The following is a 25565-nucleotide window of genomic DNA, read 5'->3' on the forward strand; positions in this document are numbered from 1 at the left end:
TTCTAGGTTATACTTTTACAACTTGAACCTCATCTTTACCAAGTAAAATCAAGTATTTTTCAATGTTTTCTATCGAATAAGCTCGTGATAAGGCCTCACCGTATAGGGCTAACTGGCCACGATAGCGGTCTATGAGTTGACTTGGTTCATCATAACGGTCTGTCTTATAGTCGAAAAGAATAATTCTGTCCTCGTAAAGTAGATAGCCGTCCAAGATCCCACGAACAACAAAGTCTTCCTGACTTTTTTGGTCCCGCTTGAGCATAGAAAAAGGTTGCTCGCGGTAGAGATGGCCGGTATTAGCGAGAATCTCCTGACCAAGTGGTGTGTCAAAGAAAGCTAGGATTTTAGAAAGATTGATCTTGTCTCTAACAGCTAGACTAGTTTGAACTTGTTTGAGTGTTTCTGTCAGGCTAGCAAGTGTTGGTTGCTGACTGAGGTCAATTCTCTGCATGAGTTCATGAGTGGCACTACCAATCTCTGCTCCAGTTACCTTTTTTTTAGTTGAAAAATCAGGTAAATCAAAGCTGATTTGCTTTTCCGATGATTGAGTTTGGTTAGTAATTTCTACCCCTTCCATATCCATAACCGGTTCGTAGAATTTCTTGATTTGGCTTGGGGTTTGAACACTAGGAAGCTCAATAGCTGTGCGGTGAAGAGTATTATAAACTTCCACCTCTTTCAGCATTTCCAGAGCTTCTTTGATGGTTTCTGACTGGCGGTTGCTTGCTTGAGAGCTATCTTGGAGAGGGCTCTTGTTTTCCAATTCTCCGATAGCTTCTCTAGTCAGCTGGTCTTCACCAACAAAACGATAGCTAAAGTTGAGATTGTCCTTGGCAAATACTTTGCTGATAGCCCAGACCCAATCTTGGAAATTTCTTGCTTGCAGTCTGGTATTGCTATCTAATTTTCCATTGTTTGCTGCTGGGTATTCCTTGGCTTCTAGCTTTTCGCGAGAGCCCTTGCCAACAAGATAGAGCTTTTTCTCAGCCCTTGTCATGGCAACATACAGCAGACGCATCTGCTCTGAATAGCTAGCCAGTTGCAGTTCTTTCTCATTCTGCGTATAGGTCAGGCTAGGAATGGAGAGTTTGATGGTTTTAGGATAGTGTGCTTCCACTGCTCCTGTTTCCACCTTGGCAATGTATTTGACACCAAGCCCATTTTGACGGCTGAGAATGACGTCTGACATCGAGTCTTGCTTGTTGAAGTCCTGATCCATGTTGAGGATAAAGACATAAGGAAACTCCAGTCCTTTGCTCTTGTGAATGGTCAAGAGTTCCACAGCATCTTTAGGCGGTGCGACGGCTACACTTGCGAGATCGTGCTGGGCTTCTAGGACTTGGTCAATCATACGTATAAAACGCGACAATCCCTTAAAATTACTCTTTTCAAACTGGTCAGCACGTAGCGCTAGGGCATAGAGATTGGCCTGTCTAGCAGGGCCATTTGGCAAAGCTCCAACATAGTCATAATAAAAACGGTCATTATAAATCTTCCAAATCAAGTCATAGAGAGAGTGGGTTTTGGCATACAAGCGCCAAGAATCCAAAATATCCATGAACTGATTGAGTTTTTCAGCTAGGTCCTTGTGAATTAACTCTTTCTGATCAGTTACCTGTCTTTGAGCATTAACTAGTTTCTCATAAAGATTCTCTTGTACTTTATCTTCTGCTTTCTGAAGAGATAAACGTGCCAACTCGTCCTCATCGAAACTAAACATAGGAGACTTCATAAGGGCAACCAAGGCATAGTCTTGCAGGGGATTGTGGATGACACGAAGGGTGTCCAACATGACTTGTACTTCTAAGGATTGGAGGTAGTTGTTTTGCTCCCCGTCGGTTTTGACAGGTATCCCGTACTCAGACAGGGCAAGTAGAATCTGGTCATTACGACTGCGACTGGAAATCAGAAGGGCAATTTCTTTGAAGGCCACACCTTTTTCTTGATGTAGCTTTAAGATTTCCTTGATGACAAGGCGCATTTCCCCAGTGAGTTTCGTGTCTTCATCACTTTCTTCTTTCTCTTGCCCACTATCGCCCTTATCGTAGAGGAGAAATTCTGCCTTGTTGTCTGGATTAGGAGTCAGTTTGGTATTGGCAAAAACAAGCTGGTGCATGCTGTCATAGTTGATTTCACCGACCTCTTGGTCCATAAGGCGTCCAAAAACATCATTGGTTGCTGACAGCACTTCTGAACTACTACGGAAATTTTCCTTGAGCAAAATCAGCTTTCCTTCTTGAGGATTTTGCGCATAGCGTTGAAATTTTTCATTGATAATCTGCGGGTCTGCCTGACGGAAACGGTAGATGGACTGCTTGATATCTCCCACCATAAAGCGATTGTGACCATTCGACAGCAATTCCAGCATCCGTTCTTGAATGTGGTTGGTATCCTGATACTCATCGACCATGACTTCATGAAATCTCTCTTGATAAGTCTCGCGAACTTGTGGGAAATTCTCTAAAATCTCAATGGTGTAATGACTGATATCAGCGAATTCAAATGCATTTTCCTGGCGTTTACGTTCACGATAAGCCTCCACAAAATCACTCATAAATGTTTGGAAGGTTTTAGCCAGCTCCCAAGTATCTTCATGATAACGTTCTTGATAGTCGAGAATGGTTATCTGGTCCGCGAGTTGTCCTAGTTTAGCAAACTGGACCTTTCTCTCATCGTTATAGGCATCAGCCAGTGGTTTCAAATCGGCCTTACGACTAGAATTAGCCAGAGCTCGACCATTTTTCTCCTTAGAGATGACGACAATACGCGCAAGAACTGCTTGATAAGCCTGGCTATCGGACTCTTGATTTAAGGAGCTAATTTCATCCAGAACCTGTTGCACAGCTTCTAAATAGGCAGCTTTGGGAAACTCCTTGGCATCATTATCCAGATGATAACGGAAAAAGCTTTCCAAATTCCAAAGCGCTTGCTTGATTTGCTCGGTCAGTTTGTCTTTTTCATTTGCAAAGTCAGCTTCCTCAAACCCTTTGAGAAAAGACTCGTTCAACCATTTTTGTGGACTGCTGGTGGATTGGAGGAAATCATAGATTTTGTAGACTTGTTGGCGCAGACCACGTTCATCCTTGCCTCGTCCAGCAAAGTTCTTCACCAAACAGCTAAATTTCTCTTTATTTTCACCTTGGTAATGGGTTTCAAAAACCTGATGAAAAACTTCGTTCTTTAAGAGTAACTGTTCACTTTCATTTTGTAGAATACGGAAGTTCGGTGCGATATCAATCAGATAACCATGCTTGCCAAGGAATTTTTGTGTGAAGGAGTCCATGGTTCCGATGGCAGCGTTTGGCAGGTCTGTCAACTGGCGTCCCAAGTGTTGTTTGAGATCGACATCATCGGTTTCTTGGATTTGTTGGCTGATTTTTTTCTCCAAGCGCTCTTTGAGTTCAGTAGCAGCCTTGACTGTAAAAGTCGAGATAAAGAGTTGGCTGATTTCCACACCACGCGCTAACTGATCCAGAATACGCTCTGCCATGACAAAGGTCTTCCCTGAACCAGCAGACGCTGAAACAAGGATATTTTGCCCTGCCGTATAAATGGCTTCGATTTGCTCGGCTGTTTTCTTCTGTTCCTTGCTTGAACTCGTTTCTGCTTCTTGCAGTTTTTGAATCTCTTCCTCAGTTAAAAAGGAAATGTGCTTCATCAATTCAACTCCTCTCTCATTTTTTCAAACCAAGCTTGCTTGAGTTTTTCTCCGACCAGACGTTTGCCGTCAGACAACTCTAATTTCTCAAGAAAACGGGCTTGTCCCAAGTGGTAATTGGCTTCAAATCCTGTAATGGCTTGATGTTGCTGAACGTACGGGGCAATACTTCTGCCATTCTCTGTGTATGGATTAATGGCAAAATGGCCTTGTAAAATCTTCTCAGCTGCCTTCTTGTAAAGATGGGCATTGTAGTCCAATAAGAGCTGGAATTCCTCGTCTGTCAGCTGGTTGGCCTTGTTTTTGTTGTAAAATTCTCCCAAATGACTGCTTTCTTTCTCTAAAAAGAGTCCTTGGTATTTCATTGATTTGCTGGCTTCTACTACTGCTCCTGCCAGACTCTTAACATCTAATAAAGATTGGACAGGCTCAGCCATTTCCAAGTACATGGCACCGAAAAAGTTCTGCTCCCCTTCTCTTTTTAGGGCAGCAAGATAGGTTGGCAACTGGGAATTGAGCCCATTAAAGAAATGAGGAAACTGGAACTGGGTCAAACTAGACTTGTAGTCCACCACTCCCAGTGCTCCATCAGCTTTCAAACGGTCGATTCGGTCAACCTTGCCTCGCACATGGACACTGCGACCATTATCCAATTGAATAAAGGCTTGATCTTTACCACCAAATGTTGCTTCCTCTTGGATGGTTTCAATGGCTGGATTATGACGAAGGATGTGACCAGTTGTCCGAGCCACATCAAGCAGAACTTCCTTGGTAAACTGGGCTTCCAAACTTTCCTGATAAATGGCTTCAAATTCGCGTTCCTGACTGGTTTCTTGGATAGCCTGTTCCAGACGTTGGTCAAAGGAATCTTCATTAGGCAGTTTCAAGGCACGTTCAAAAATACGGTGCAAGAAATTACCATGACTGCGAGCATCTGGGCGCAGGCGCAATTCTTCCTGCAAGCCTAAGACATAACGGAGGAAATAACTGTATTCATTGCGGTAAAACTCTGTCAAACCAGACGTAGACAGGTAAAACTCTTTGTCAGCTGGATAGAGAGCGTGCAAGGTCTCTTTCTCTAATGGTTTGCTGCTTGGACTGGTTGGGAGAGCAGGATTTGTAAGACCTTTTTGATCAAGTTTTTTCCCCATCACACGCGCTAGAACCTTGACAAAGGTCACATCTTTTTCATTTTCACTAGAACCTGCCTGCTGATGATAGGCAACTAGACTAGACAAAAGACTGTGATAAGAACCCATATCATCCTTAGACAGACTTTTTTGATGAATCTTCTTCTCTATCCGGCTAAATCCAAGACTCACCAGTTCCTGAAGATAGGCTGATTCCTTGCTCTCATTTTCATTGAGGAGACTTGGAGCTGACAAAATCAAATGATTACGGGCAGCATTGACTAAAGAAAGCATGGTGTAGCGATTTTTCTTGAGGTTTTCACTACTTGCAATCAGTAATTGCGCTCCCTCCTCAGTCGCTTGGTTTAGGCTTTGTCGTTCTTCATCTGTTAACAGACTGGTGTTTTGCGCAATTTTTGGTAAATTGTCCTGAGTCAGCCCAATGGCATAGACAAAGTTAGCAGTCAGAGGAGCAATCAGATCGTAACTCTGCACCAGAACGGTGTCCACAGTTGCTGGAATGGTGCGATACTGGGACAAACTCATTCCAGAATGGAGCAAGGCTAGGAAATCCTCCAGGCTAACTTGTGAATCAGCAAAAACCGTCGCAAATTGTTCTACAACATGGCAGAAAGCCTTCCAAACTTCGACTTGTCTTTCCTGTTCTAGAGTTTCCATAGTAGCTGTCAATTCTTGCATCTGCCTGCTTAAAGCAGCATTATTTAGAAAAGTATTCCACTTTTGCAAGAGATTTTCAGTCTTTTGCTTCCGACTGGCAAATAAGGTTTCAAGTGGCGCCAAAACTCGCAGACGAAGAGCGTTCAAACGTTCCAAATCGAATTTTCCATGGTGGGATTTGGTAAAGGTCTGCTGAAAAGCTGGCAAGCCATTGATGCCAAGATAGCGGAGATATTGCTCAAAAGCATCAATATCCGCTTGGCCAAGGTCAGTATACAGACCAGTTCTGAGGAGATTAATCAAATCCTCCTGACGGAAACGGTAACGTTTCAAACGCAAAATAGATTCGACATACTGAGTCAAAGGGTGGTGAGCCATGGATTCACTTCTACCAAGATAGAAAGGAATCTGGTACTGGTCAAAAATGGTTTTCAACGATAACTGGTAAGAAGCCACATCCCCCAGCAGAATACGGAAATTCTTGTAACTCAGATCTGGATTTTCATGTAATTTCTGACGAATAGCGCGAGCCACCAACTCCAACTCTTCCTTTTGTGTCAAACAAGACCAAATTTGCAGATTTTCACGGTCTTTCTCGTCGACATCTAAAGCGAGTTCTGAAAAATCATAAGAAGACTCCAGCAAACGAGAGGCCTTGTCAAAACTATCCATTTTCTCATGTGTCTGAGAACGATCCTGAGCAGTTGTTTGGTATTTTTCCCCCAAATGATGGAGAAATTCCACACTGGCTTGGTAGAGATTCCCTTCAGCGAACGGACTGATATAGGCTTTCTTGCTTGCATAGGCCCCAATAACAATCTCGGCACCTTTTCGATGGAGTAGATCCACCACATGTTCTTCCTCAGCAGAAAAACGAGTAAATCCATCAATAACCAAGGCAATCTGACTAAAATCACTACTTACCTTGTCATTCTCAATAGCCTCAATCAAATGGGACAACTGACTTCCCTGAGCCAACTGACCTTGATTAAGATAGGTAGTCACTTTCTCAAAAATCAAGAGTAAATCTGCCCGCTTGTCCTCATCTGTCAAACTTTCCAAGTCCAAAAAGCTCATCTGAGCAGTCATCATCTCATGATAAAGTTCAACCAACTGCTGGATAAATTGAGGATCTTGTTTAATCGCGCCATAAACACGTAAATTCTTGGAATCGAGTTCCGCAAGGCACTTATAAAAAGCCATCCCCAGACCAATATCATCAAGACTGGTCTTGACAGGCAAATCATTTAAAACCAGGTAACGAGCCATTTGAGCAAAACGCGTAACGGTAATCGCAAAAGAAGCCTGCTGGGACAAGCATTCCAGCACGGCGCGTTCCTTTTCAAAAGAAAGAGAGTTGGGGGCGATGTAGAAAACCCGCTTGCCCCCAGCAACTAGCTCTTCTGCCTCTCTGGTTAGAGTTTCAGTCAAAGAAGTCCGAATATCAGTATACAGTAATTTCATCTCAGCCTCGTTTGGTTTATCAAAGTTTCTTACTCTATTATAGCAAAGTTCGCTTCACAGTCCAAATCCAAGATTCTAGTTGACAATCATTTAACTAGGAAATCAATCATACCTCATCATCCACTTTCATATGCTGAAAGATATAGAAAAAAAAGTCTTTGGAAACTTCAAAATGCCCATAACGAAGTCGAGAAGTATAGTCTTTCCATTCAGGATGTTGTCTGGCTTCTTCTATGGAACAATCTTTGACTGGTTGATAATACTCGACATTTCGTCTAAAGGGAAAGAATCCTTCAAATTGCTCTACTTGATAGGCCTTGTCGTCTATAATTTTACCTACGGCCACAAAAGCCTGTAACTTATCTTGACCGTTCATATCGTATTTTGGACTATAGTATAAAAGGTAGTCTCCTTTTTTCATACGGTTTAAGGGGCCGCCCTTTCCATGACAGACCTGACAAAAATTCCCTTCAACTCCTCTTAAAACATGGTTCTTTGAAACAACTCCGACCCAATATCTAGGCATTTTTATCCTCCAACACTGCTAACATGCTATTAAAACTTTCTCTATCGTTAGAAAGTTTTTCAAAAAATTTTTCATCAATCCCTTCTACTAAAGGTAAAGCTTGATTGACCTTCTCTGCTCCAGACTTCGTCACTGAGACCAGTTTTGCCCGACTATCCTTTGGATGTTGATCACGTCTAATGTAGGCTTTCTTCTCCAGTAGTCTAACAATCTGGGAAACCGTCATGACATCCATACCAGTGAACCGAGCGATATCAACTTGCGTCACATATTCCTCTCTATTAGACAAAAACAAGAGCGAAGTCAAAATGATAAACTGAGGCAAAGTGAGATCAACTGATTTCAAGACTCTTTTTAAGTTGCTTTCCCACTTGTTGTAGACTTTGATGAAAAGAAGACCTGTAGACTCTGTTTCATCATTTTTGTAAATTGAATTAAAGTGATACTTTGTCATTATTTCTCCTTAAATATTAAGTATACATATTATATAAGAATTTACTTTGTTTTTCAAGAAAAGAAAAGTGGAATGTTACTATTCTGTCAGACATTTTATAGTCTATATGCTATAATAAAAGCAAAACACCTAGAAAAGGAAGTCTTATGATTAAATTACTAGCCTTGGATATGGACGGAACCCTCCTCAATGAAGCCAAGGAAATTCCACATGCCCACATCACTGCCATTCACCAAGCTATTGAAAAAGGTGTCAAACTGGTTCTCTGTACAGGTCGCCCGCTTTTCGGTGTCCTCCCCTACTATAAAAAACTAGGACTGGACCTCCAGAACGAGTACGTCATTGTCAATAATGGTTGTTCAACCCATCAGACCAGTGACTGGAGTCTAGTGGACTGGCAAGAACTCAGTCCAACTGACATTGAATACCTCTATGACCTAGCAGAAAAAAGCGACGTTCAGTTGACTCTTTTTGATGAGAAACATTATTTTGTCCTCGGTGGCAAGCCTAATCAAATTGTTCAAAATGATGCCAAGCTAGTCTTTTCGGACCTGACTGAAATCTCCCTTGAGGACGCGACTAGTGGCAAGTATAGGATGTTCCAAGGTATGTTTTTAGGAACAAAAGAACAAACAGACGATTTTGAGCAGCGGTTCGCTGAGGAACTCTGCCAACGATTTAGCGGCGTTCGTTCGCAGCCAGTCATTTATGAAGCGATGCCACTTGGAACTACCAAGGCTACTGCTCTTTCTCGACTAGCAGCGATTTTGAAGATCGAGCCCTCAGACATTATGGCCATGGGCGATGCCAATAACGATATCGAAATGCTTCAGTTTGCAGGACTTGGCATTGCTATGGGAAATGCCAGCGACCATGTCAAATCCTTAGCCAATGACGTTACAGCCAGCAATGAAGAAGAAGGTGTTGCACGCGCGATTGAGAAGTATATTTTATAATTGAGAAGCCCAGTTCATATCAACTGGGTTTTGTTTCTTTTAAGAATTACAAAACTTTAGAAACTCTTTAGAATTACTTGAACTTTCTTTGATTTCTATAGCTTATACTAAAGTTAGAAAAATAAATCTAAAGGAGAAAATCATGAAAACAGTACTCGAAATTCATGGACTGACCAAACAATTCGGCCAACAAGCTATTCTTCAAGATCTTAGTCTAACCATAAAAGAAGGAGATATTTATGGTCTAATTGGAAAAAATGGAGCAGGTAAAACTACTCTTATCAAAATCATTACACAATTATTGTTTGCGGACAAAGGTACAGTTTCTCTCTTTTCTAGTCAAGGACAAAATGAGTGGACCAAGGCATTATCTCAAGTGGGTTCTGTTATCGAATCACCTGTAGCCCATAATCACTTAACAGCTTATCAAAATCTGAAATATTATTGTATGATTCGTCATATCCCAAATGCTGATAAGGTGATTCATGAGACCTTGGACTATGTTGGCTTGTCAGATACAGGGAAAAAAGTCTTTCGTGATTTCTCACTAGGAATGAAACAAAGACTTGGCATCGCCATTGCCCTCCTATCCAAACCTGACTTCCTTATTCTTGATGAACCCATTAACGGTCTCGACCCAATTGGAATCAAAGAATTTCGTCTCATGATCCAGCGGCTCAATCAAGAAAAAGGCATAACCATCCTCATCTCTAGCCATATCTTGTCAGAACTCTATCTTTTAGCTAATCGCTTTGGAATTTTGGATCAAGGTAAGATTATCCGTGAAATCAGTAAAGCTGAGTTTGAAACACTGAGTGAGGATTATATTGTGCTTAAAACAAGCGACAAAGAAAGAGCATGTCAGGTATTGAAAGAACAAATCCAGCTCCAGTTTAAGGTTGTCAATCCTGACAATGAAATCCATATCTTTGGTAATGAACAAGATGTCAAACAGATTCTCAAGCAACTTACTTTGGCCGATGTTGCTATTGATGAGATTTACTTTGCCCGTCAAAACCTAGAAGAATACTTCACCCAATTGGTAGAATAGGAGAAAAATCATGATACATACCATTCAAGCAGATTTTTACCGTCTTTTCCGCTCCAAAGGATTCTGGATTACAGAATTCATTCTCTTTGTTCTCTTGCTAATGGGTGCCACTATCGGGGCTACAGGACATTTAATGTCAGTAAATACAACACCACCAGAGACTCCAACCCATGGTTGGAATGGGATAGAAGCTCTAATCAACGCGTCCAGCAATGGTTCAAACCTCGTTTTTCTCTGCATTGTTCTAGCATGTCTAGTTCTAGGAGTTGATCTAATCGGCAAGCTCTATAAAAATAGTTTGACTGTTGGCGTTTCTCGTACAGAGTTTTTCCTTGCTAAATCCTTTGTACTAGCAAGTATCGCTCTCTTACAGCTCATCGCCAGCCTTGTGATTGCTTTTGTTCCCTCAACTCTACTAAACGGACTTGGTACGATGCCTGATGGTTTTATTACAAACCTCCTCTTAACGATTTTCCTTCAATTTCTCTGCCTCCTTGCTTGGCTTTCGATTGTTTCCTTCATTCTCTATGTGACTCATTCTTATCTTGCCGCATTTATTGGCTATCTAGTTACCTCTATCATCCTTTCTACGCCAATGCTTCTTTTCCCAGACATTGAAATTCTACGATATTTAATTCTAGATTTTGCCTATGCTATGACTACTAATAGTCAAGCTATTCTCTATACCATCACGGTTTGCGTAACGGTCATACTTTTCTTCTCTTTCAGTGGACTGACTGTTTTCAAGAAGAAAAGCTTATAAAAATGACCTCCTCTAGACTACTGAGGAGGTTTCTTTTCGTTAAAAATAAATGAAAACCGACAACCACTGATCATCTGTGCTTAGTTTCATCTCTGAACCGAGAAGATGAACTAATTCCTCGGTAATATAGAGACCTAAACCAGAGGATTCTTCGGTATCTGACATATTTTCAGAATAAAAACGATTGCTGAGATTGTCTATATTCTTGATAGGTTTTTTGACTAGATTATCAATTTCCAAAACAAGCCTATTTTCTTCCTTTTTCAAAGAAAGTCGAGCCTTCTCCTTGCCGTGCTTGAGAACATTTCCAAGCAGGTTTTGTATAATTCGATCCAGCAAGTCCTCATCAGTCGTCGTTTTCAATCCTGGTTCAACGTTAAAATCAAGAACAATATGTGATGACTGAAAAACATCGTAATAGGCTAAAGTCTTTTTCGTTATAAAAGTTGATAAATCAAGTTCTTCCAGTTTCGGTTTGACTGCTCCTTCCATCAAATGACGGTATTCGAGGAGAGCCTCCAAACGTTTGGAAACCAAATCCTGATGATGGGCTATTTTATTTAAGGTTTCTGAACTATTATCGGGGTGTTTTATTAGTTGCTGGGTATATCCTGAAGCGATTGTCAAAGGTGTACGAATATCATGAGCGATGTTACTGATTGCCATATCTAGGGTGCGTTTTTCACGCTTCATGATTAGTTGGTTTTGCTCCACTTCTTGAAATAGATTCTCAATTTGGTTATGTAGTCGCAAAATGGTCTTTGAAAAGAAATTTACACCGATCCTCTTCATGCTACCAGAGCGAATCTTTTCTTCGATTTGTCTGCTTAAATCTTTAATTGCTATATGATAGCGAATCAAAGAAATCGCCAAAATAATGTTAGTAAGGAGTAATATTGATATCAAAATGTAATTCATTATTTGTCTCCTTTTAATCGAACACCAACTCCCCAAATGGTTTCGATGTATTCGTGATTCGGATCCAGTTGGTGCAGTTTTTTACGGAGATTGCTTAGATGAGTGTTGAGCGTATTGTCTCCAGGCAGGTAACTTTCTTCCCAAATCAATTCATAGAGTTCTTCTTTGGTGAAGATTTTTTTAGGATGCTGGAGCAACATTTGGAGAATCTGACACTCTTTCTTTGCAAGGCGAATGGTTTCAGTTGCGTTACTTATTTCAAAACTATCAGCATCGAACTGGATATTTTTAAAGTTTTGTACGAAGTTATCAATTTCTCTTCGATTTCCTGACTGATGTTCACTACTTTGGCGTAATTGAACAGTGACTCTGGCAAAGACTTCGTCCAAATCAAAAGGTTTTACTACATAATCATTGGCACCATCTAAGAGATATTGGCTGATGAGCTTTTTATCACCTAAAGCAGTAAGCATGATGACCGGAGTCTGACTAGTTTGTCGAATAGCTTGCAAGACTTGGTCGCCATTTTTCCCAGGGAGCATGATATCTAGCAAGACGAGATCAATGCCACCTTTGTCAAATTGCATGATACCTTCTGTCCCAGAGAATGCTTGAATCACCTCGTGTTCCTCTGCAAGAAGGGTTCTTAAAATTTCCTGGATTTCATTATTATCTTCAATTACAAGTATGCTCGCCATAAACCTCGTCCTTTCTAAAACAATTATAACATGTTTTATTGTGAATTCCAGATACAGAAAAGCTCCTCTCACATTTTAAGCAAGATGGAGCTAATGAGTATTGAATCTACTTAAGCAAATAAGCAATCAAAGTTATAATCCATAGATGAGCTGGGTAGAAAATATAAAAGAAATATTTACTCCAACTAGTTTCTTTTCCTCGCTGTCCATTATACAAGGCCATAAAAGGAAATACGGTGATAAAGAGCCAGTCAGAATTGAAAAGCATCATTTCCAGTGTTTGGTGCCAAGTGTCATAAATTTGAATGGAAGTCACTAACAAGAAGGCCCACAGAAAAGCATAAAGGAGATTTCGCAATCCCTTGCGATTTCGACAAGAGTAACTAATCAAGAGAAATGGTAACATGGTGATGCCACCCTCAGTAAAAAGACTACCGAAAATCAAGAGACCAGCAACTCCAATCCGACGCCACAACTTCTCCTTTTTATCCAACTCTTTTCTGGGAAAACCAAGCCAAAGCATGGTGACACCAATTGCCAAAGTAAAGAAAATATTATTAGTAACCATTACACCCTTAGAGGTAAACAGAGTATTGAGAAGGCTATTTCCAGCAAACATGATAAGCGCCCAACTCCAAAGGCGGATGAGATAGTCTCTCAGGTTTCGAGTATGGATGAATCCTTCCATAGCCATATAGGCAAACCAAACTCCCACACAACGGGTCAAGGCGTGGAAGATACCTTCCCACAGAGGAGAAACGATCCCGGTGATATGAGGGATATGGTCCAGAACCATTACTGCCGCCATCAGATACTTCAACTGCGTCGCATTCCATTTTTTCATAATAAACCTCTTTCTTTTTGATTTACATAGAGTATAGCATACATTTCTACGTATAATCGTACACCCATCTTACATTTAAAAAGCCTATCTTACATTTTTGTAAGACAGGCGTGAATATTAAATGTTTATTATGAAATTTACCTTCTAGTCCGTAATTCGTTGGTACATTTCGGGTCTTCTATCACGAAATAGTCCCCAGTTGAGGCGCTCGCTTGCTCCCTTGTCAAGGTCATAAGTGGCTAACAGAACAGCTTCACCTTGTCTTTCAGCTTTCTCTAAAATAGCTCCTGTTTCATCCGTCATAAAGGACGAACCGTAGAAGTCAAGACTGGAACTTTGTCCACCATTTTCCTCACTAGGAGTGACTTCTTCCAAACCGTAACGATTGGCTACAATGACTGGGACAATATTCGCTGCTGCGTGCCCTTGCATGGTACGTTGCCAGTGACCACAACTATCTGTATCTAAGATAGGCTCTGAACCTATAGCTGTTGGGTAAAAGAGTAATTCTGCCCCATTCAACGCAAGACAGCGCGCTGTTTCAGGGAACCATTGATCCCAACAGATGCCAATCCCAATCTTAGCGTAGCGAGTATCCCAGACCTTGAAACCAGTGTTGCCAGGCGTGAAATAGAACTTTTCTTGATAATAATGGTCATCTGGTATGTGGGTCTTCCGATAAACACCCAGCACCTCTCCATCTGCATCAATGACGGCGATAGAGTTATATAAGACATTGCCATCTTTTTCATAAAAACTAATTGGTAGAACAACTTTTAGTTCCTTAGCAAGCACTTTAAAATGCTGAATGGCTGTATTTTCTATCACCGACTGGGCATACTGGTAGTAGTCATATTGGCGTTCCTGACAGAAATAGGGACGATCAAACAACTCGGGTAAGAGAATGATTTGTGCGCCTTGTTCTGCAGCCTGACGTACTAGACGTTCCGCTGTTTGGATATTCGTTGCCACATCCTTAGCACATTGCATCTGGATCGCTGCAACTCTTACATTTCTCATCTTTTTCTCCTATTCTGGGATTTGTTGGGTGATACAGTGGATATTGCCACCACCTAAGAGAATATCTCTGGCTGGTATTCCGACAACTTTACGGTCTGGGAAACACTTGCTGAGGATATCTAGGGTCACTTGGTCATTGACATCCTCAAACTGGGGAACCAAGACAGACTTGTTGGCAATATAGAAATTGACATAGGAAGCTGCAAGACGTTCACCTGCATAACGCTCCTCTTCCCCTTCTTCATAGATGTAGCCTGGCAAATCCTCTTCGGTTACAACTTGTCGAACTGCAGGGATAGGCAATTTATGAATGGTGAAGGGACGCCCTTTTGCATCTGTTTCTTTTTCTAAAAGCTCTAAATCAGCTGCTGACATGGCATACTGGGGATCATTTTGATCATCAGTCCAAGCCAAGACAAGCTCAGCAGGGCCAACAAAGGCTGCAACATTGTCAACGTGTTCATTGGTTTCGTCCTGATAAATACCATAAGGTAGCCAAATAACTTTTTCAGCGCCAAGATAGTTCAATAATCTTCTCTCGATTTCCTCTTTACTAAGATGGGGATTGCGTCCAGGACTAAGCAAGCAACTTTCAGTCACAAGAATGGTTCCTTGACCATCGCTATGGATTGCTCCGCCTTCCAGTACAAAAGGTTTGGCATCATAGATAGGCATTTCCAAGGACTCAGCAAACCGACTGGCTACCTGGTTATCCTCTTCATAATCTTGATAAAGACCATCTACAGCGCCACCCCAGGCATTAAAAGACCAATCGACTGCCAACTTTTCTCTTTTATCATTGATGAGAATAGTCGGCCCCGTATCACGCGCCCAGGCATCATTAGTAGGAATATCTAGATAAACAACCTTTTCTCCAAGATAGGATTGGGCTTCAGATAGATGGTCCTGCTCCACCAAAAGATAGACTCTTTCCCCTTCTGCTATGGTCTTGATAATTTGGCTAAATGCTTTTTTTGCAGCCTTTCCTTGGAAGGGCCATGAACCTGGTCGAGTCGGCCAGATCATGAGGGTGCCATGATGGGGTTCGTACTCTGCTGGCATACGATAGCCTGCTTTTTTCGGAGTTTCTATCATGATAATCTCCCTTTAAAGTCTTGATAGCCGAAGGTTTTGACTAAGCTGCAGTCACCTTGCTCGTCCATGAGATAGAGACTTGGCAAGCCAATACCGTTAAAGGTATTATTTTTGACAAATGAGTAAATAGCCATGTCTTCAAAATAAAGTCTATCACCAATTTGGATTGGATTTTCAAAACTATAATCTCCAATCACATCACCCGTCAGGCAGGTATTGGAAGAAAGTCTATAGGTATGGGCTTTTTCCTGCGGTTCAAATCCATTTCTCAAAGGTGGACGATAGGGCATCTCAAGTACATCAGGCATATGGCAGGTTGCAGAGGCATCTAAAACCAAGATATCCATACCGTTTTCGACAATATCCAATACTTCAGTGGCTAGATAACCCGCATTGAGCGCAATAGCTTCACCTGGTTCGATATAGACTTCAAGATTGTAAGTATCTCGGATACGCTTGATTTCAGAAATCAGCAAATCCACATCATAGTCTTCTCTCGTTATGTGGTGTCCTCCACCCATATTGAGCCATTTGACCTCATGTAAATAAGGTCCAAACTGTTCTTCTACAGCTTTCAAAGTTGTCTCTAAATCATCTGCCCCCTGCTCACAAAGGGTATGAAAATGAAGCCCATCCACCAAGTCCAGCAAATCACTCGGTATCTTGTCTAGGCTAACTCCAAACCGAGATCCCGGAGCACAAGGGTCATAGAGCGCGTGATTTCCTTGAGTTGAACACTGAGGGTTGAGGCGCAAACCGACACTGATACCAGCCTCTCGGCAACGAGCACCATGTTTACGCAACTGTCTCTCCGAGTTGAAGACGATATGGTCCGTTATCTCCAGCAGTTCCTCCAAGTCTGCATCCTTGAAAGCAGGTGCAAAGACATGGACTTCCCCCGGAAACTCTTCTCTAGCTAACTTAGCTTCATAGAGACCACTAGCCGTCGTACCTGACAGATACTGACTAATCAAGGGATAGGTTTTATAGAGGGAATAGGCCTTTTGGGCAAGCAAAACCTTGCAACCTGCTTCTTCTTGAACATATTGTAGAATGCGACAATTTGCTTCTAACTTGGCCAAATCAATGACGTAAGCTGGTGTGGGTACTTGTTCTAACTTCATTAGTCCACCATTTGCGGATTTTCTACCACAACCCAAGGCAATCCGTACTCATTCAAAGCTTCCATGAATGGATCTGGATCCAACTCTTCAAGGTTGTAAACTCCAGGTTGTTTCCAAGTTCCGTTCATCACTAATTTGGTCCCAATCATGGCTGGAACGCCTGTTGTGTAAGAAATTGCTTGTGAACCAACTTCTGCGTAACATTCCTGATGGTCGCAAACATTGTAGATATAGATAGTCTTTTCAACACCGTCTTTGACACCTGTAAAGATACAGCCGATATTGGTTTTTCCAACTGTACGTGGGCCAAGGCTGGCTGGATCAGGAAGCAAGGCTTTTAAGAATTGAATCGGTACAATGTCCTGTCCATTAAAGTTAATAGCATCCGTACGAAGGAGACCAACGTTTTCCAAGCATTTCATGTGCGTTAGATAAGATTGCCCAAAGGTCATAAAGAAACGAATCCGTTTAACACCTGGAATGTTTTTGGCCAATGATTCGATTTCTTCATGGTGAAGGAGATACATGTCTTTTTGCCCAACCTGAGGGAAATCATACTCACGCTTGATAGACATAGCTTCGACTTCGACCCATTTTCCATCTTCCCAGTAAGAACCTGGCGCAGAAACCTCGCGGAGGTTGATTTCTGGGTTAAAGTTTGTTGCAAATGGATAACCGTGGTCACCACCATTACAGTCTAAAATGTCGATATAGTGGATTTCATCAAAATAGTGTTTGAGAGCATAAGCTGAAAAGACACTGGTCACACCTGGGTCGAAACCAGAACCAAGAAGAGCAGTCAAGCCTGCTTCTTTGAATTTTTCCTGATAAGCCCACTGCCATGAGTAGTCAAAGTAGGCTGTAAAACCAAGTTCCTTGCAGCGTTTTTCATAGATAGCACGCCATTCTGGGTCTTCTGTGTCCTCAGCCTCATAGTTGGCCGTATCGATATAGTGGACACCTGTCGCCAAACATGCGTCCATAATGGTTAAATCTTGATATGGTAGTGCTACGTTCAAAACAGCTTCTGGTTTGTAGCTTTCAATCAAGGCAATGACTTCTTCTACCTTGTCAGCATCAAGAGCAGCCGTCTCAATCTTAGTACTTGTTTTACCTTCCAGTTTAGCCTTCAAGTCATCACATTTTGACTTGGTGCGACTAGCAATCATAATCTCTGTAAAGGTTTCGCTATCTTGGCAAATCTTTGAAATAGCAACTTGGGCAACGCCTCCACATCCGATAACTAATAAACGACTCATTTTTTTCCTTCCTCTTCTTCTAAAATATCCTCAACATACTTAGGCAACATAAAGGCTCCCACGTGTAAGTTTGCAGTGTAGTATTCTGTGAAAAGCTGTCGTTTTTTCCAGCCTTCCTTATTAAAATCTTTAACAGGGTGGTATTTTTTCGATGCAAATCCAAACAACCAATAGCCCGCTGGACTGGTTGGGATGTGCGCCTGATAGACCCGGCTGATTGGAAAGGCTTGATTAACCTTACGGTGCATACTTCGACAAGCAGACTCATCCTCATCAAAGAAAGGACTCCCATGCTGGTAAATCATGATACCATCTTCCTTCAGAGCTCTGTAACTATTGCCGTAAAATTCCTTGGTAAAGAGCCCTTCCGTATGTCCAAATGGATCTGTCGCATCGTTGATGATAATATCGTAATCATCCTCGCAGTTCCGTAAAAAGCGTAGACCATTTTGGTAGTAAATGGTAACACGAGGATCATCTAGCCCTGCAGCAAAGTCTGGGAAATACTCACGACAGACCTCAACCAACATCTCATCGGGTTCTACAATATCGATTTGCTCCAGTTCAGGATAGAGCGTTAATACTTGGGCAACACCGCCGTCGCCACCCCCAATAACCAATACTTTCTTAGGATTAGGATGGACAGCCATGGGTACGTGGACGGTCATTTCATTGTAAACAAAATCATCCGCATCTGAAAATAAGACATGCCCATTTAAGATCAATATCTTTCCAAAAGCTGGTGTATCTAATACCTCTATATCCTGCCACTCACTTTTTCCAGCGTAGAGTTGCTTAGCTGTTCTCAGGGACAGTTTCACATCTGGAGTATGAACTTCAGAAAACCATAAATCCATCTAGTTCTCCTTTCTTTCAATGACATTGATGTGATTGACCTCTGGATCTTCCGTTCCTTGGAGGGAACAACCACGTTCTTTGGCAAATTGGATATAATCTACAATCTCTCGTGTAATCCGTTCACCTGGTGCTAGGATTGGAATCCCTGGAGGATAACACATGACAAATTCCCCACTGACATGTCCAACAGAATCAGCCAAGGTTAAACTTTCTCTTTCTGAATAGAAGGCTTCTTGTGGAGACAGCACTAACTCGGGTTGGATATATTCTCCAGCTATCAAGTCCTTTCCATCTCTTGAGTAGAGTCTCTTGATATCCGCCAAAGCACCGACCAGACGCTCAATGTCTTGGATGCGGTCACCGATGGAAATATAGGCCAAGATATTGCCGATATCACCAAATTCAATTTGAATATCGTATTCATCTCGCAAGAGATCATAAACCTCAATACCGGTTAAGCCAATACCCTGGGTGTAGACTGACAACTTAGTCACGTCAAAATCACAAACGGAAACACCGTCTATTAACTCTTTAGAGTATGCATAGTAGCCACCTATGGCATTGATTTCACGACGAGCATACTCAGACAGCTCAATGACCTTCTCAAAAGACTCTTTACCACGAAGAGCTAAGTTCCGTCGAGAAATATCCAAACTAGACATAAGTAAGTAAGAGGCAGATGTAGACTGGGTCAGGTTGATGATCTGACGAACGTACTCAGGATTCACCTGCTCCCCAATAAGTAAAATGGAGCTTTGGGTCAAACTCCCACCAGACTTATGCATAGAGACCGCCGCCATATCAGCGCCAGCGTCCATAGCAGATAGCGGCAATTTATCTGTAAAATGCAGATGAGCTCCATGGGCTTCATCCACTAAAACAAGCATGCCAGCATCATGAGCCATATCTGTCAATCCCTTAAGATCTGAACAAATCCCATAGTAAGTTGGATTGTTGATGAGGATAGCCTTGGCATCTGGATGTTCCTTTATAGCTTGAGCCACACGGTCATTTTCAAGACCTAAAGCGATGCCGATTTTAGGATCTACACTCATCTCGATATAGATTGGAATGGCGCCACATAGAACCAGTGCATTGATAGCAGATTTGTGGACATTACGCGGCAGAATAATCTTATCTCCAGCCTTGCAGGTAGAAAGAATCATGGTTTGCACGGATGAGGTTGTCCCGCCAATCATGAGAAAGGCATGCGCTGCACCAAAAGCATCCGCTGCTAGTTCTTCTGCATCTCTGATAATCGAAATGGGATGGCCTAGATTATCCAAAGGTTTCATAGAATTGACATCAATGCCAACACATTTTTCTCCTAATAGTTCGACAAGTTCCGGATTTCCCCGCCCACGCTTGTGACCTGGCACATCAAAGGGGACAATCCTTTTCTTGCGTAGCTTGACCAAGGCCTCATAAATTGGGGCTTGGTTTTGATCTAACTTCTTCAAGACAAACTCCTTTACCGTATTTTTAGCACCTCAAGAAGATAAAGGCGACTAAAGGTTGACTTATGAAAAAAGAGCAGGTTTTCACCTGCTCTGCAATCTTCTGACGTGTGTATTTTGGTTTCTGTTGAGTATGTCTGTTCCTGATGTTTCCTAACTCTCTAGTAGCAAATATTACGTACTTTATTGATCGTTTCACAAGATGACGTGTGCTTTCACCACACTAAAAATTTATGAATTAGGACAAGCGTCCTAACATCAACTTATAAAAGTAGGCTTTTAACCCTATCAATAATGTGGCTTTTTAACCACGCTTCGGCATTCAACCCTGCCTGTCCGTAGGCATTTTTTACTCGGGTTTATATTTGCTAGAAAACATCATCTCATTTTCTAAGCCTTATAACTATATCATGTTTATAAGAGCTTGTAAAGGATTTTGTGAAACTTTTTTAAAGAATTTTGTTTTTTTGTTCGTCAAATTCTGTTGAACTATAAAAAGAAATCGCTTTAAAACGTCAAAGAAGTAAGAAAAAAGAAACCACAACCATTAGCTACTTCAATAATCTTAAAATATAACTTGATATTGAAAATCAATTCTTTTCATCAGATTTTATACATATTTCCAGCTAGGTAGTGTGAATCAACTGCTCCAATTCTACTTTTGAAAGCTGGCCTTGATTGTAAAGTTTTCTAAGTAAGTCCTCATCTACGGTAATTGAATAGTAATCCGTCACAAACTCATGAAATCGCTCAAAACTTTCAAAGAAATAGGATAATAACCATTCACCACCGTCCTGCTCTTGGTAGGTATTTTGATGCTCTTGACCGTCATACCAGATAAAGAAGGTTGTTTCATCTTTTTGCTCTTCTGAGTAAAGGTTTTGATACTTTTCATCCAGTTCTTTATAAAATCCGTCTATGATGTCTTGATTCCACTCATCCGCAGCAAATTGACTCAAATTGCTTTCATGATCAAAGCCTTTTATAAGGATCATTTTATCAGTAAATATCACATCTAGAGAATCGCCAGAACCGTTGTCGATAAGGTAACGGATTCCACAGTTTTCCTCAGTCTTAACTATCAATCGAAGCCAGTCATTGTCTGGATCTGTTCGATACTCATCAATGACGAGCAAAGCATCTAAGCGAGTCTTAACCTTGTCCCATTCAATTTTTTCCATCTCTTCAATCCTCCATCTTAAAGTTTAAAGTCTATTATGCTTACAAATTCTATAACCAATTTCTATCTATCCCATCCGACTACATGGTGGAATATTTCCTTCACCAGACAAATCATCAGGTGTTCGATTTTCTAAATGTACATTCATCACGCACCTGACTAACAGTTGGTAAAATTACTTAACAAATAGTCACTAAGACATTTCCCTTGAGATCTAAGATTTTCTTGTAAAAGTCTTTCACTTTTATAAAGCTACTTCGAATGTCATCCTTGATTTCTTCCTCTTCATCAAGATAATCCCAAATATCGGGATACAAATCTGCCTTCTTGCATGTTTCCATGCTAAAGTCTGCCAGAGCCCTATCCATGTCAAAACTTTCTAGAGCTTCTACGATCTCGGCTATCTTGTTTTTTTCAGTATAGGCTATGTATTCAGACACTTCTTCTAAAGGAGTCACTCTCAAGACAGCTTCTCTCAAAGGATCGCCATCCATAAATTCTGAACTACTAAATCCTGTCATAACAAAGAGTAAGGCGTCCCACATTTTGTCAATATCTATCAACGTCTCATTTTCATTAGTAGAATCCTCTACTAAGTCAAACAATTCCTCTTCCTGACGAGAATCTGGCACTATTTGGCTTAATTCATTGTCAGATAGATATTGATAATTAGCAATTATTCCTATAAAGTTTCCTCCTATTCGTTTCTTAGGATAGCACTAATTTTACTAGTTAGCTTTCTTGAAAAGACATAATACTGTTTTTAGACTCTCCTCCTTATTTCAAATCCTCATCTTCCGTCACTTCCCAGACTTCTGACTGGTATCCCTCACCGTCAATATCATAGCGCTGCATATAGCCTAAAAATCGCTCTTTATTATTTGACTTACGAGGCTTGAGGATATTTACAGTCCAGAATCCGATAAGAATGATAACTAAAAGCGCTACTACTGTCTCCATACTGCTTCTCACTTGCCTATCTTAATAACCTTCAACCCACTTTTCATTGTCCATAATGAAAGGCTTAGCTAGACCGTCACCTGTGTAATCAGCATATTTGGTGGATAGATACTTGTAACAGTCTTCCTTGCTCGCAAACTTAATAGCTTGATAAGGCTCTTCAAAAGTTAGTTTCTCTACAAACAAGAAACCATCATCAGCTGAAACTAAAACACCAACGTGTCCGACAAAAAGATACTCTCCGTCCAAATTATCATGCAAGACTACAGACAGCATTCGGGCCTTGTCATTAAATTGAAACTGGGAGAAGAATTTCTCCATCTTCTGCGCGTGAATTTTTACATCTGTCGTTGCTTCTGTCTCCACCCTAGAAAATAGAATATCAAACTCTTCCTTGTCTTTCGCTTCAAACACCTTTCCCTTATTGATAGCATCATTATCCACAAAAAGTAGCTGATCATTCTTTTCAAGTTTTGGGATCGTGACTGAATTTTTTAATAGCGCATAGCTATTGATACGGCAGTTGGTCCCGACAAAGTCACCCTTTTTTTGATTCCAAAGATTGCTGATTTTCTCTACATCGTATTCTGTCTTTGTAAAGGAAGCAAAATCACCACTTAAGCCAGTGGAGCCGACAGTCGCATTATAGTCTGTAACAAGATTGAAAAATGCGTCAACACTATTTGGATCCAAGTGCGCTGATAAGAGAGATTTGACCTCTTCGATACTGACCTGATTATTAAGATTTGTATATGAAGCCGTCCAAGGAACTTTATATGAATTGGTCTGTGTTTGATTTGTAGCTTCAGTCCTCGTATTATTTTGGTGGCAAGCAGCCAATCCAAGTAATAAGGGTAAACACAGTCCCAAGGCTACTACTTTTCTCGTTCGTTTCATGAAATTCTCCTTCTAGACTACAAGTCTCTTTTTCATTTTAAACACCATTCGCTAATCATGCAGCTAGTAATCGTTGACTTAGCTATATTATACTACATAAGTCAAAAAAAGACTGCACGAATCACCCATTCATTACAGTCTTTTTAATCCTATTTTTATTGAATGACAAAACCTTTAGGCAAAATCATCAGTTGCTGGTCCAATTCTTGGCAATGACTGGCTAGCGCTACAGAATCACGGTCTACAAGATAGTTTTCACTTGATTGGTTAAAAATAGCTTGGATTTTTTGTCCATCATAATCCCATGCCAGAGATACCACATCTGGCTTGATTTCTTGCAGACTGTAGGTTCCATGTTGGATTATATCTGAGACACTCTTGCGAAGCTGAATCAATTTCTTCATGAAATGAAGCATCTCATTGCTATCGGAAACACGTTCCCAAGGCATGACACGACGACAATCTGGGTCTGGCCCTCCATCTAATTCTAACTCCGTTCCATAGTAGAAACACGGTGTCCCCCTTTGTAAAAAGAGGCAAGCAAGGGCAGACTTAACGAGTTGAACATCTTCCTTGGCAGTAGTCAAAATGCGCTCCGTATCATGCGAATCCAAAAGATTGAACATCACTTCCGAAATCTGTTGTCTATAGTACATAGATTGGCTATTGATTTCATCGATAAATTGAGGTGTCTTCTTAGTCCCTCGCAAGAAATAATCCTTGATACTGTCAGAGAGAGGATAATTCATAACTGCGTGAAATTCATCGCCATTCAGCCAGGGCTGTGAAGTGTGCCAAACCTCTCCAAGAATATAAAGGTCAGGCTTTTTAGCCAAGACAGCCTTATGGAAATCTCGCCAAAATTGATGGTCTACTTCATTTGCCACATCCAGTCGCCAAGCATCAATATCAAACTCTTCAATCCAGTAGGTCGCAACGCTCAACAAATAGTCCCTCACTTGAGGATTGGCCGTATTGAGCTTGGGCATATAGCTGGCAAAGGCAAAGGTATGGTAAGGGAGCTTTCTTGGATCACCCAGCTTATCCTTGGTCACTGGAAATTCTTGAACATGGAACCAATCTTTGTAAACGGAATCTTCACCATGCTTGAGAACATCCTGCCACTGCGGAGACTGATCCCCGATATGATTGAAAACAGCGTCCAGCATGATTTTCATCCCTCTCTGATGGGCCCCCTCCACCAGTTTACGAAAAGTTTTCTTATCTCCAAAATGATGGTCAATTTCGAAATAATCCGTCGTATTATACTTGTGATTGCTTGGGGATTCAAAAATCGGACAGAGATAAAGTCCTGTGACCCCTAAGTCTTGCAAGTAATCTAGATGATCAATAATGCCTTGTAAATCACCACCAAAGAAATCACTCGTTTTTGGTTTGATAGAGGAATTCCAAGCTAGGGCCCCTTTGGGAGAAATCTCAGGGTTCCCATTAGCAAAACGTTCTGGGAAAATCTGGTACCATACCGTCTTTGCTACCCAGTCAGGAACATGGCAAGCATCAATCTCATGGATATAAGGAATTTTAAATCCATTTCCTTCATAATGAAGATTTTCTAGCGTGTTTTCAACACATCCCTTATCGCCATACAAAATACTCTGACCTTGCTTATCTTTAAGTTCAAAGAGATACTGGAGTCGGGCATAGCCAACTGAAATCTCCACTTGCCAATAATCAAACAAAGCATCAGAAGTTACTTTACTCATTTCCTTACTATCTTCATAACGGTCCTCTATAAAGATAAAAGGATCTCCATAATGCAAGTTGATGGTTTCAATATCATCTTTCTTGGTTCGGATACGAATGTGCATTGTCTTGTCTTTATAAAGATATGCATACTCTGACTCTGGTCTGTGGTAAATGGCTGTTAATTCCATTGTATTTGTCTCCTGATTTACTTGGTTGCATTTAGGACGCAAACGTTTTCATAATTGTGATTCTAGTATACTACTTTCGTATTTTATTTGCAAGGCTTGTCCGTAGTGTCGAGTGGTTTGTTTCTAGAAATAAAAAAGCAGCCAGTCTTACAACTTGCTACTTTTCAAATGATGATTTACAAATGTCTTTCCAGCCACTCAATCTTTTTAAAATCCTTATTGTTATTGTGGTCATTTCGATAGGAATCTTGGGAAGAAGCCTTGTAAATACTTAAATACTGTTCCAAACTTGGAACGCGAAAAGTGATGTCCTCGAGATGAATCAACTCTATATCTGATTCCGAAACCCCTGCAAAATCTGGTAAAGAATCAATACTTCCAAACTCAACACTCACACCATCCTTTTGGAATTCATGCTCATGAATATCTGTTAAGGCGTAGCCTAAGTGTTTCATCACTTTCATTATCTTGTCCCAGTCATAAATTCTGAGATGATCAGGTGCTTCCCAACCTCTAGGGTCACCAGGCACATGAATGTCAATGTCAGACGGCCCCCATTCTTCATTTGAACGGTATTCAAACCCCAAAGACCCCATGAGTGTCGGAGTGATTCCGACTTGGTTTAAATGAGAACAAATTGTTCGAAATTCATCAAATAGAGAATTCATTCCTCCTCC

The 25565-nt window shown here is 41.1% G+C and carries 22 protein-coding genes; 3 read left to right on the plus strand and 19 right to left on the minus strand.

The window, feature by feature from the left end:
* Positions 1-7: 7 nt before the first annotated feature.
* The 4 genes from addA to AB2B49_RS04835 form a co-directional block, all read right to left on the minus strand.
* Positions 8-3661 (minus strand): helicase-exonuclease AddAB subunit AddA, encoded by a 3654-nt coding sequence (addA, locus tag AB2B49_RS04820; protein ID WP_320691961.1) that lies wholly within the window; start codon positions 3659-3661, stop codon positions 8-10.
* Complete coding sequence (gene rexB, locus AB2B49_RS04825) at positions 3661-6933, minus strand: ATP-dependent nuclease subunit B (protein WP_254733739.1); 3273 nt, start codon at positions 6931-6933, stop codon at positions 3661-3663. The genes addA and rexB overlap by 1 nt, the downstream gene beginning before the upstream one ends.
* Positions 6934-7039: 106 nt before the next feature.
* Positions 7040-7459, minus strand: coding sequence for an EVE domain-containing protein (locus AB2B49_RS04830; RefSeq protein ID WP_254733738.1), 420 nt, complete (start codon positions 7457-7459; stop codon positions 7040-7042).
* Positions 7452-7913, minus strand: a complete 462-nt coding sequence (locus tag AB2B49_RS04835; protein ID WP_049505807.1) for a MarR family winged helix-turn-helix transcriptional regulator — start codon at positions 7911-7913, stop codon at positions 7452-7454. Before AB2B49_RS04835 ends, AB2B49_RS04830 begins: the two co-directional genes overlap by 8 nt.
* Positions 7914-8059: 146 nt before the next feature.
* On the opposite strand from AB2B49_RS04835, the gene AB2B49_RS04840 reads away from it, so the two are divergent.
* The 3 genes from AB2B49_RS04840 (at position 8060) to AB2B49_RS04850 (ending at position 10683) form a co-directional block, all read left to right on the plus strand.
* Positions 8060-8869: a Cof-type HAD-IIB family hydrolase gene (locus AB2B49_RS04840; protein ID WP_049505806.1), complete on the plus strand. Its 810-nt coding sequence runs from the start codon at positions 8060-8062 to the stop codon at positions 8867-8869.
* Positions 8870-9011: 142 nt separating this feature from the next.
* On the plus strand, positions 9012-9920 hold the full coding sequence (locus tag AB2B49_RS04845) for an ATP-binding cassette domain-containing protein (protein WP_049505805.1): 909 nt from the start codon (positions 9012-9014) through the stop codon (positions 9918-9920).
* A 10-nt stretch (positions 9921-9930) separates the two neighbouring features.
* Positions 9931-10683, plus strand: coding sequence for an ABC transporter permease (locus AB2B49_RS04850; RefSeq protein WP_049505804.1), 753 nt, complete (start codon positions 9931-9933; stop codon positions 10681-10683).
* Positions 10684-10722: 39 nt separating this feature from the next.
* On the opposite strand, the gene AB2B49_RS04855 is transcribed toward AB2B49_RS04850, so the two are convergent.
* From AB2B49_RS04855 to AB2B49_RS04925, 15 genes are all read right to left on the minus strand, one after another.
* Positions 10723-11601: a sensor histidine kinase gene (locus AB2B49_RS04855; RefSeq protein WP_049505803.1), complete on the minus strand. Its 879-nt coding sequence runs from the start codon at positions 11599-11601 to the stop codon at positions 10723-10725.
* A complete protein-coding gene (locus tag AB2B49_RS04860) occupies positions 11601-12299 on the minus strand; it encodes a response regulator transcription factor (protein ID WP_049505802.1) in 699 nt (232 codons plus the stop codon). Before AB2B49_RS04860 ends, AB2B49_RS04855 begins: the two co-directional genes overlap by 1 nt.
* A 106-nt stretch (positions 12300-12405) precedes the next feature.
* Positions 12406-13143: a TraX family protein gene (locus AB2B49_RS04865; protein ID WP_049505801.1), complete on the minus strand. Its 738-nt coding sequence runs from the start codon at positions 13141-13143 to the stop codon at positions 12406-12408.
* Positions 13144-13287: 144 nt separating this feature from the next.
* Positions 13288-14163, minus strand: a complete 876-nt coding sequence (gene aguB / locus AB2B49_RS04870; RefSeq protein WP_049505800.1) for an N-carbamoylputrescine amidase — start codon at positions 14161-14163, stop codon at positions 13288-13290.
* A gap of 9 nt (positions 14164-14172) precedes the next feature.
* Positions 14173-15258, minus strand: coding sequence for an agmatine deiminase (aguA, locus tag AB2B49_RS04875; protein ID WP_320691962.1), 1086 nt, complete (start codon positions 15256-15258; stop codon positions 14173-14175).
* Positions 15255-16382 carry a carboxynorspermidine decarboxylase gene (nspC, locus tag AB2B49_RS04880; protein WP_000764355.1) on the minus strand — a complete coding sequence of 376 codons (1128 nt, stop codon included), beginning with the start codon at positions 16380-16382 and terminating at the stop codon, positions 15255-15257. Before nspC ends, aguA begins: the two co-directional genes overlap by 4 nt.
* The gene (locus AB2B49_RS04885; RefSeq protein WP_000088767.1) at positions 16382-17641 is read right to left on the minus strand and encodes a saccharopine dehydrogenase family protein; all 1260 of its coding nucleotides are present in this window, start codon (positions 17639-17641) and stop codon (positions 16382-16384) included. The genes nspC and AB2B49_RS04885 overlap by 1 nt, the downstream gene beginning before the upstream one ends.
* Positions 17638-18498, minus strand: coding sequence for a polyamine aminopropyltransferase (speE, locus tag AB2B49_RS04890; RefSeq protein WP_049505797.1), 861 nt, complete (start codon positions 18496-18498; stop codon positions 17638-17640). The genes AB2B49_RS04885 and speE overlap by 4 nt, the downstream gene beginning before the upstream one ends.
* Positions 18499-19959: an aminotransferase class I/II-fold pyridoxal phosphate-dependent enzyme gene (locus AB2B49_RS04895; protein ID WP_049505796.1), complete on the minus strand. Its 1461-nt coding sequence runs from the start codon at positions 19957-19959 to the stop codon at positions 18499-18501.
* Between the two features lie 623 nt (positions 19960-20582).
* A complete protein-coding gene (locus AB2B49_RS04900; RefSeq protein WP_049505795.1) occupies positions 20583-21137 on the minus strand; it encodes a hypothetical protein in 555 nt (184 codons plus the stop codon).
* Positions 21138-21315: 178 nt separating this feature from the next.
* Entirely contained in the window at positions 21316-21822 is a 507-nt protein-coding gene (locus tag AB2B49_RS04905) for a YfbM family protein (protein WP_049505794.1), read from the minus strand.
* A 91-nt stretch (positions 21823-21913) separates the two neighbouring features.
* Positions 21914-22096, minus strand: a complete 183-nt coding sequence (locus AB2B49_RS04910; protein ID WP_049505793.1) for a hypothetical protein — start codon at positions 22094-22096, stop codon at positions 21914-21916.
* Positions 22097-22117: 21 nt separating this feature from the next.
* Positions 22118-22993, minus strand: a complete 876-nt coding sequence (locus AB2B49_RS04915; protein ID WP_049505792.1) for a DUF4300 family protein — start codon at positions 22991-22993, stop codon at positions 22118-22120.
* A gap of 155 nt (positions 22994-23148) precedes the next feature.
* Positions 23149-24888 carry a glycoside hydrolase family 13 protein gene (locus AB2B49_RS04920; protein ID WP_320691963.1) on the minus strand — a complete coding sequence of 580 codons (1740 nt, stop codon included), beginning with the start codon at positions 24886-24888 and terminating at the stop codon, positions 23149-23151.
* A gap of 176 nt (positions 24889-25064) precedes the next feature.
* On the minus strand, positions 25065-25556 hold the full coding sequence (locus AB2B49_RS04925) for a phosphoribosylanthranilate isomerase (RefSeq protein ID WP_070697143.1): 492 nt from the start codon (positions 25554-25556) through the stop codon (positions 25065-25067).
* Positions 25557-25565 lie beyond the last annotated feature (9 nt).

The organism is Streptococcus jiangnanensis (assembly GCF_040888325.1).
In the GTDB taxonomy this organism is placed as follows: Bacteria; Bacillota; Bacilli; order Lactobacillales; family Streptococcaceae; genus Streptococcus; species Streptococcus jiangnanensis.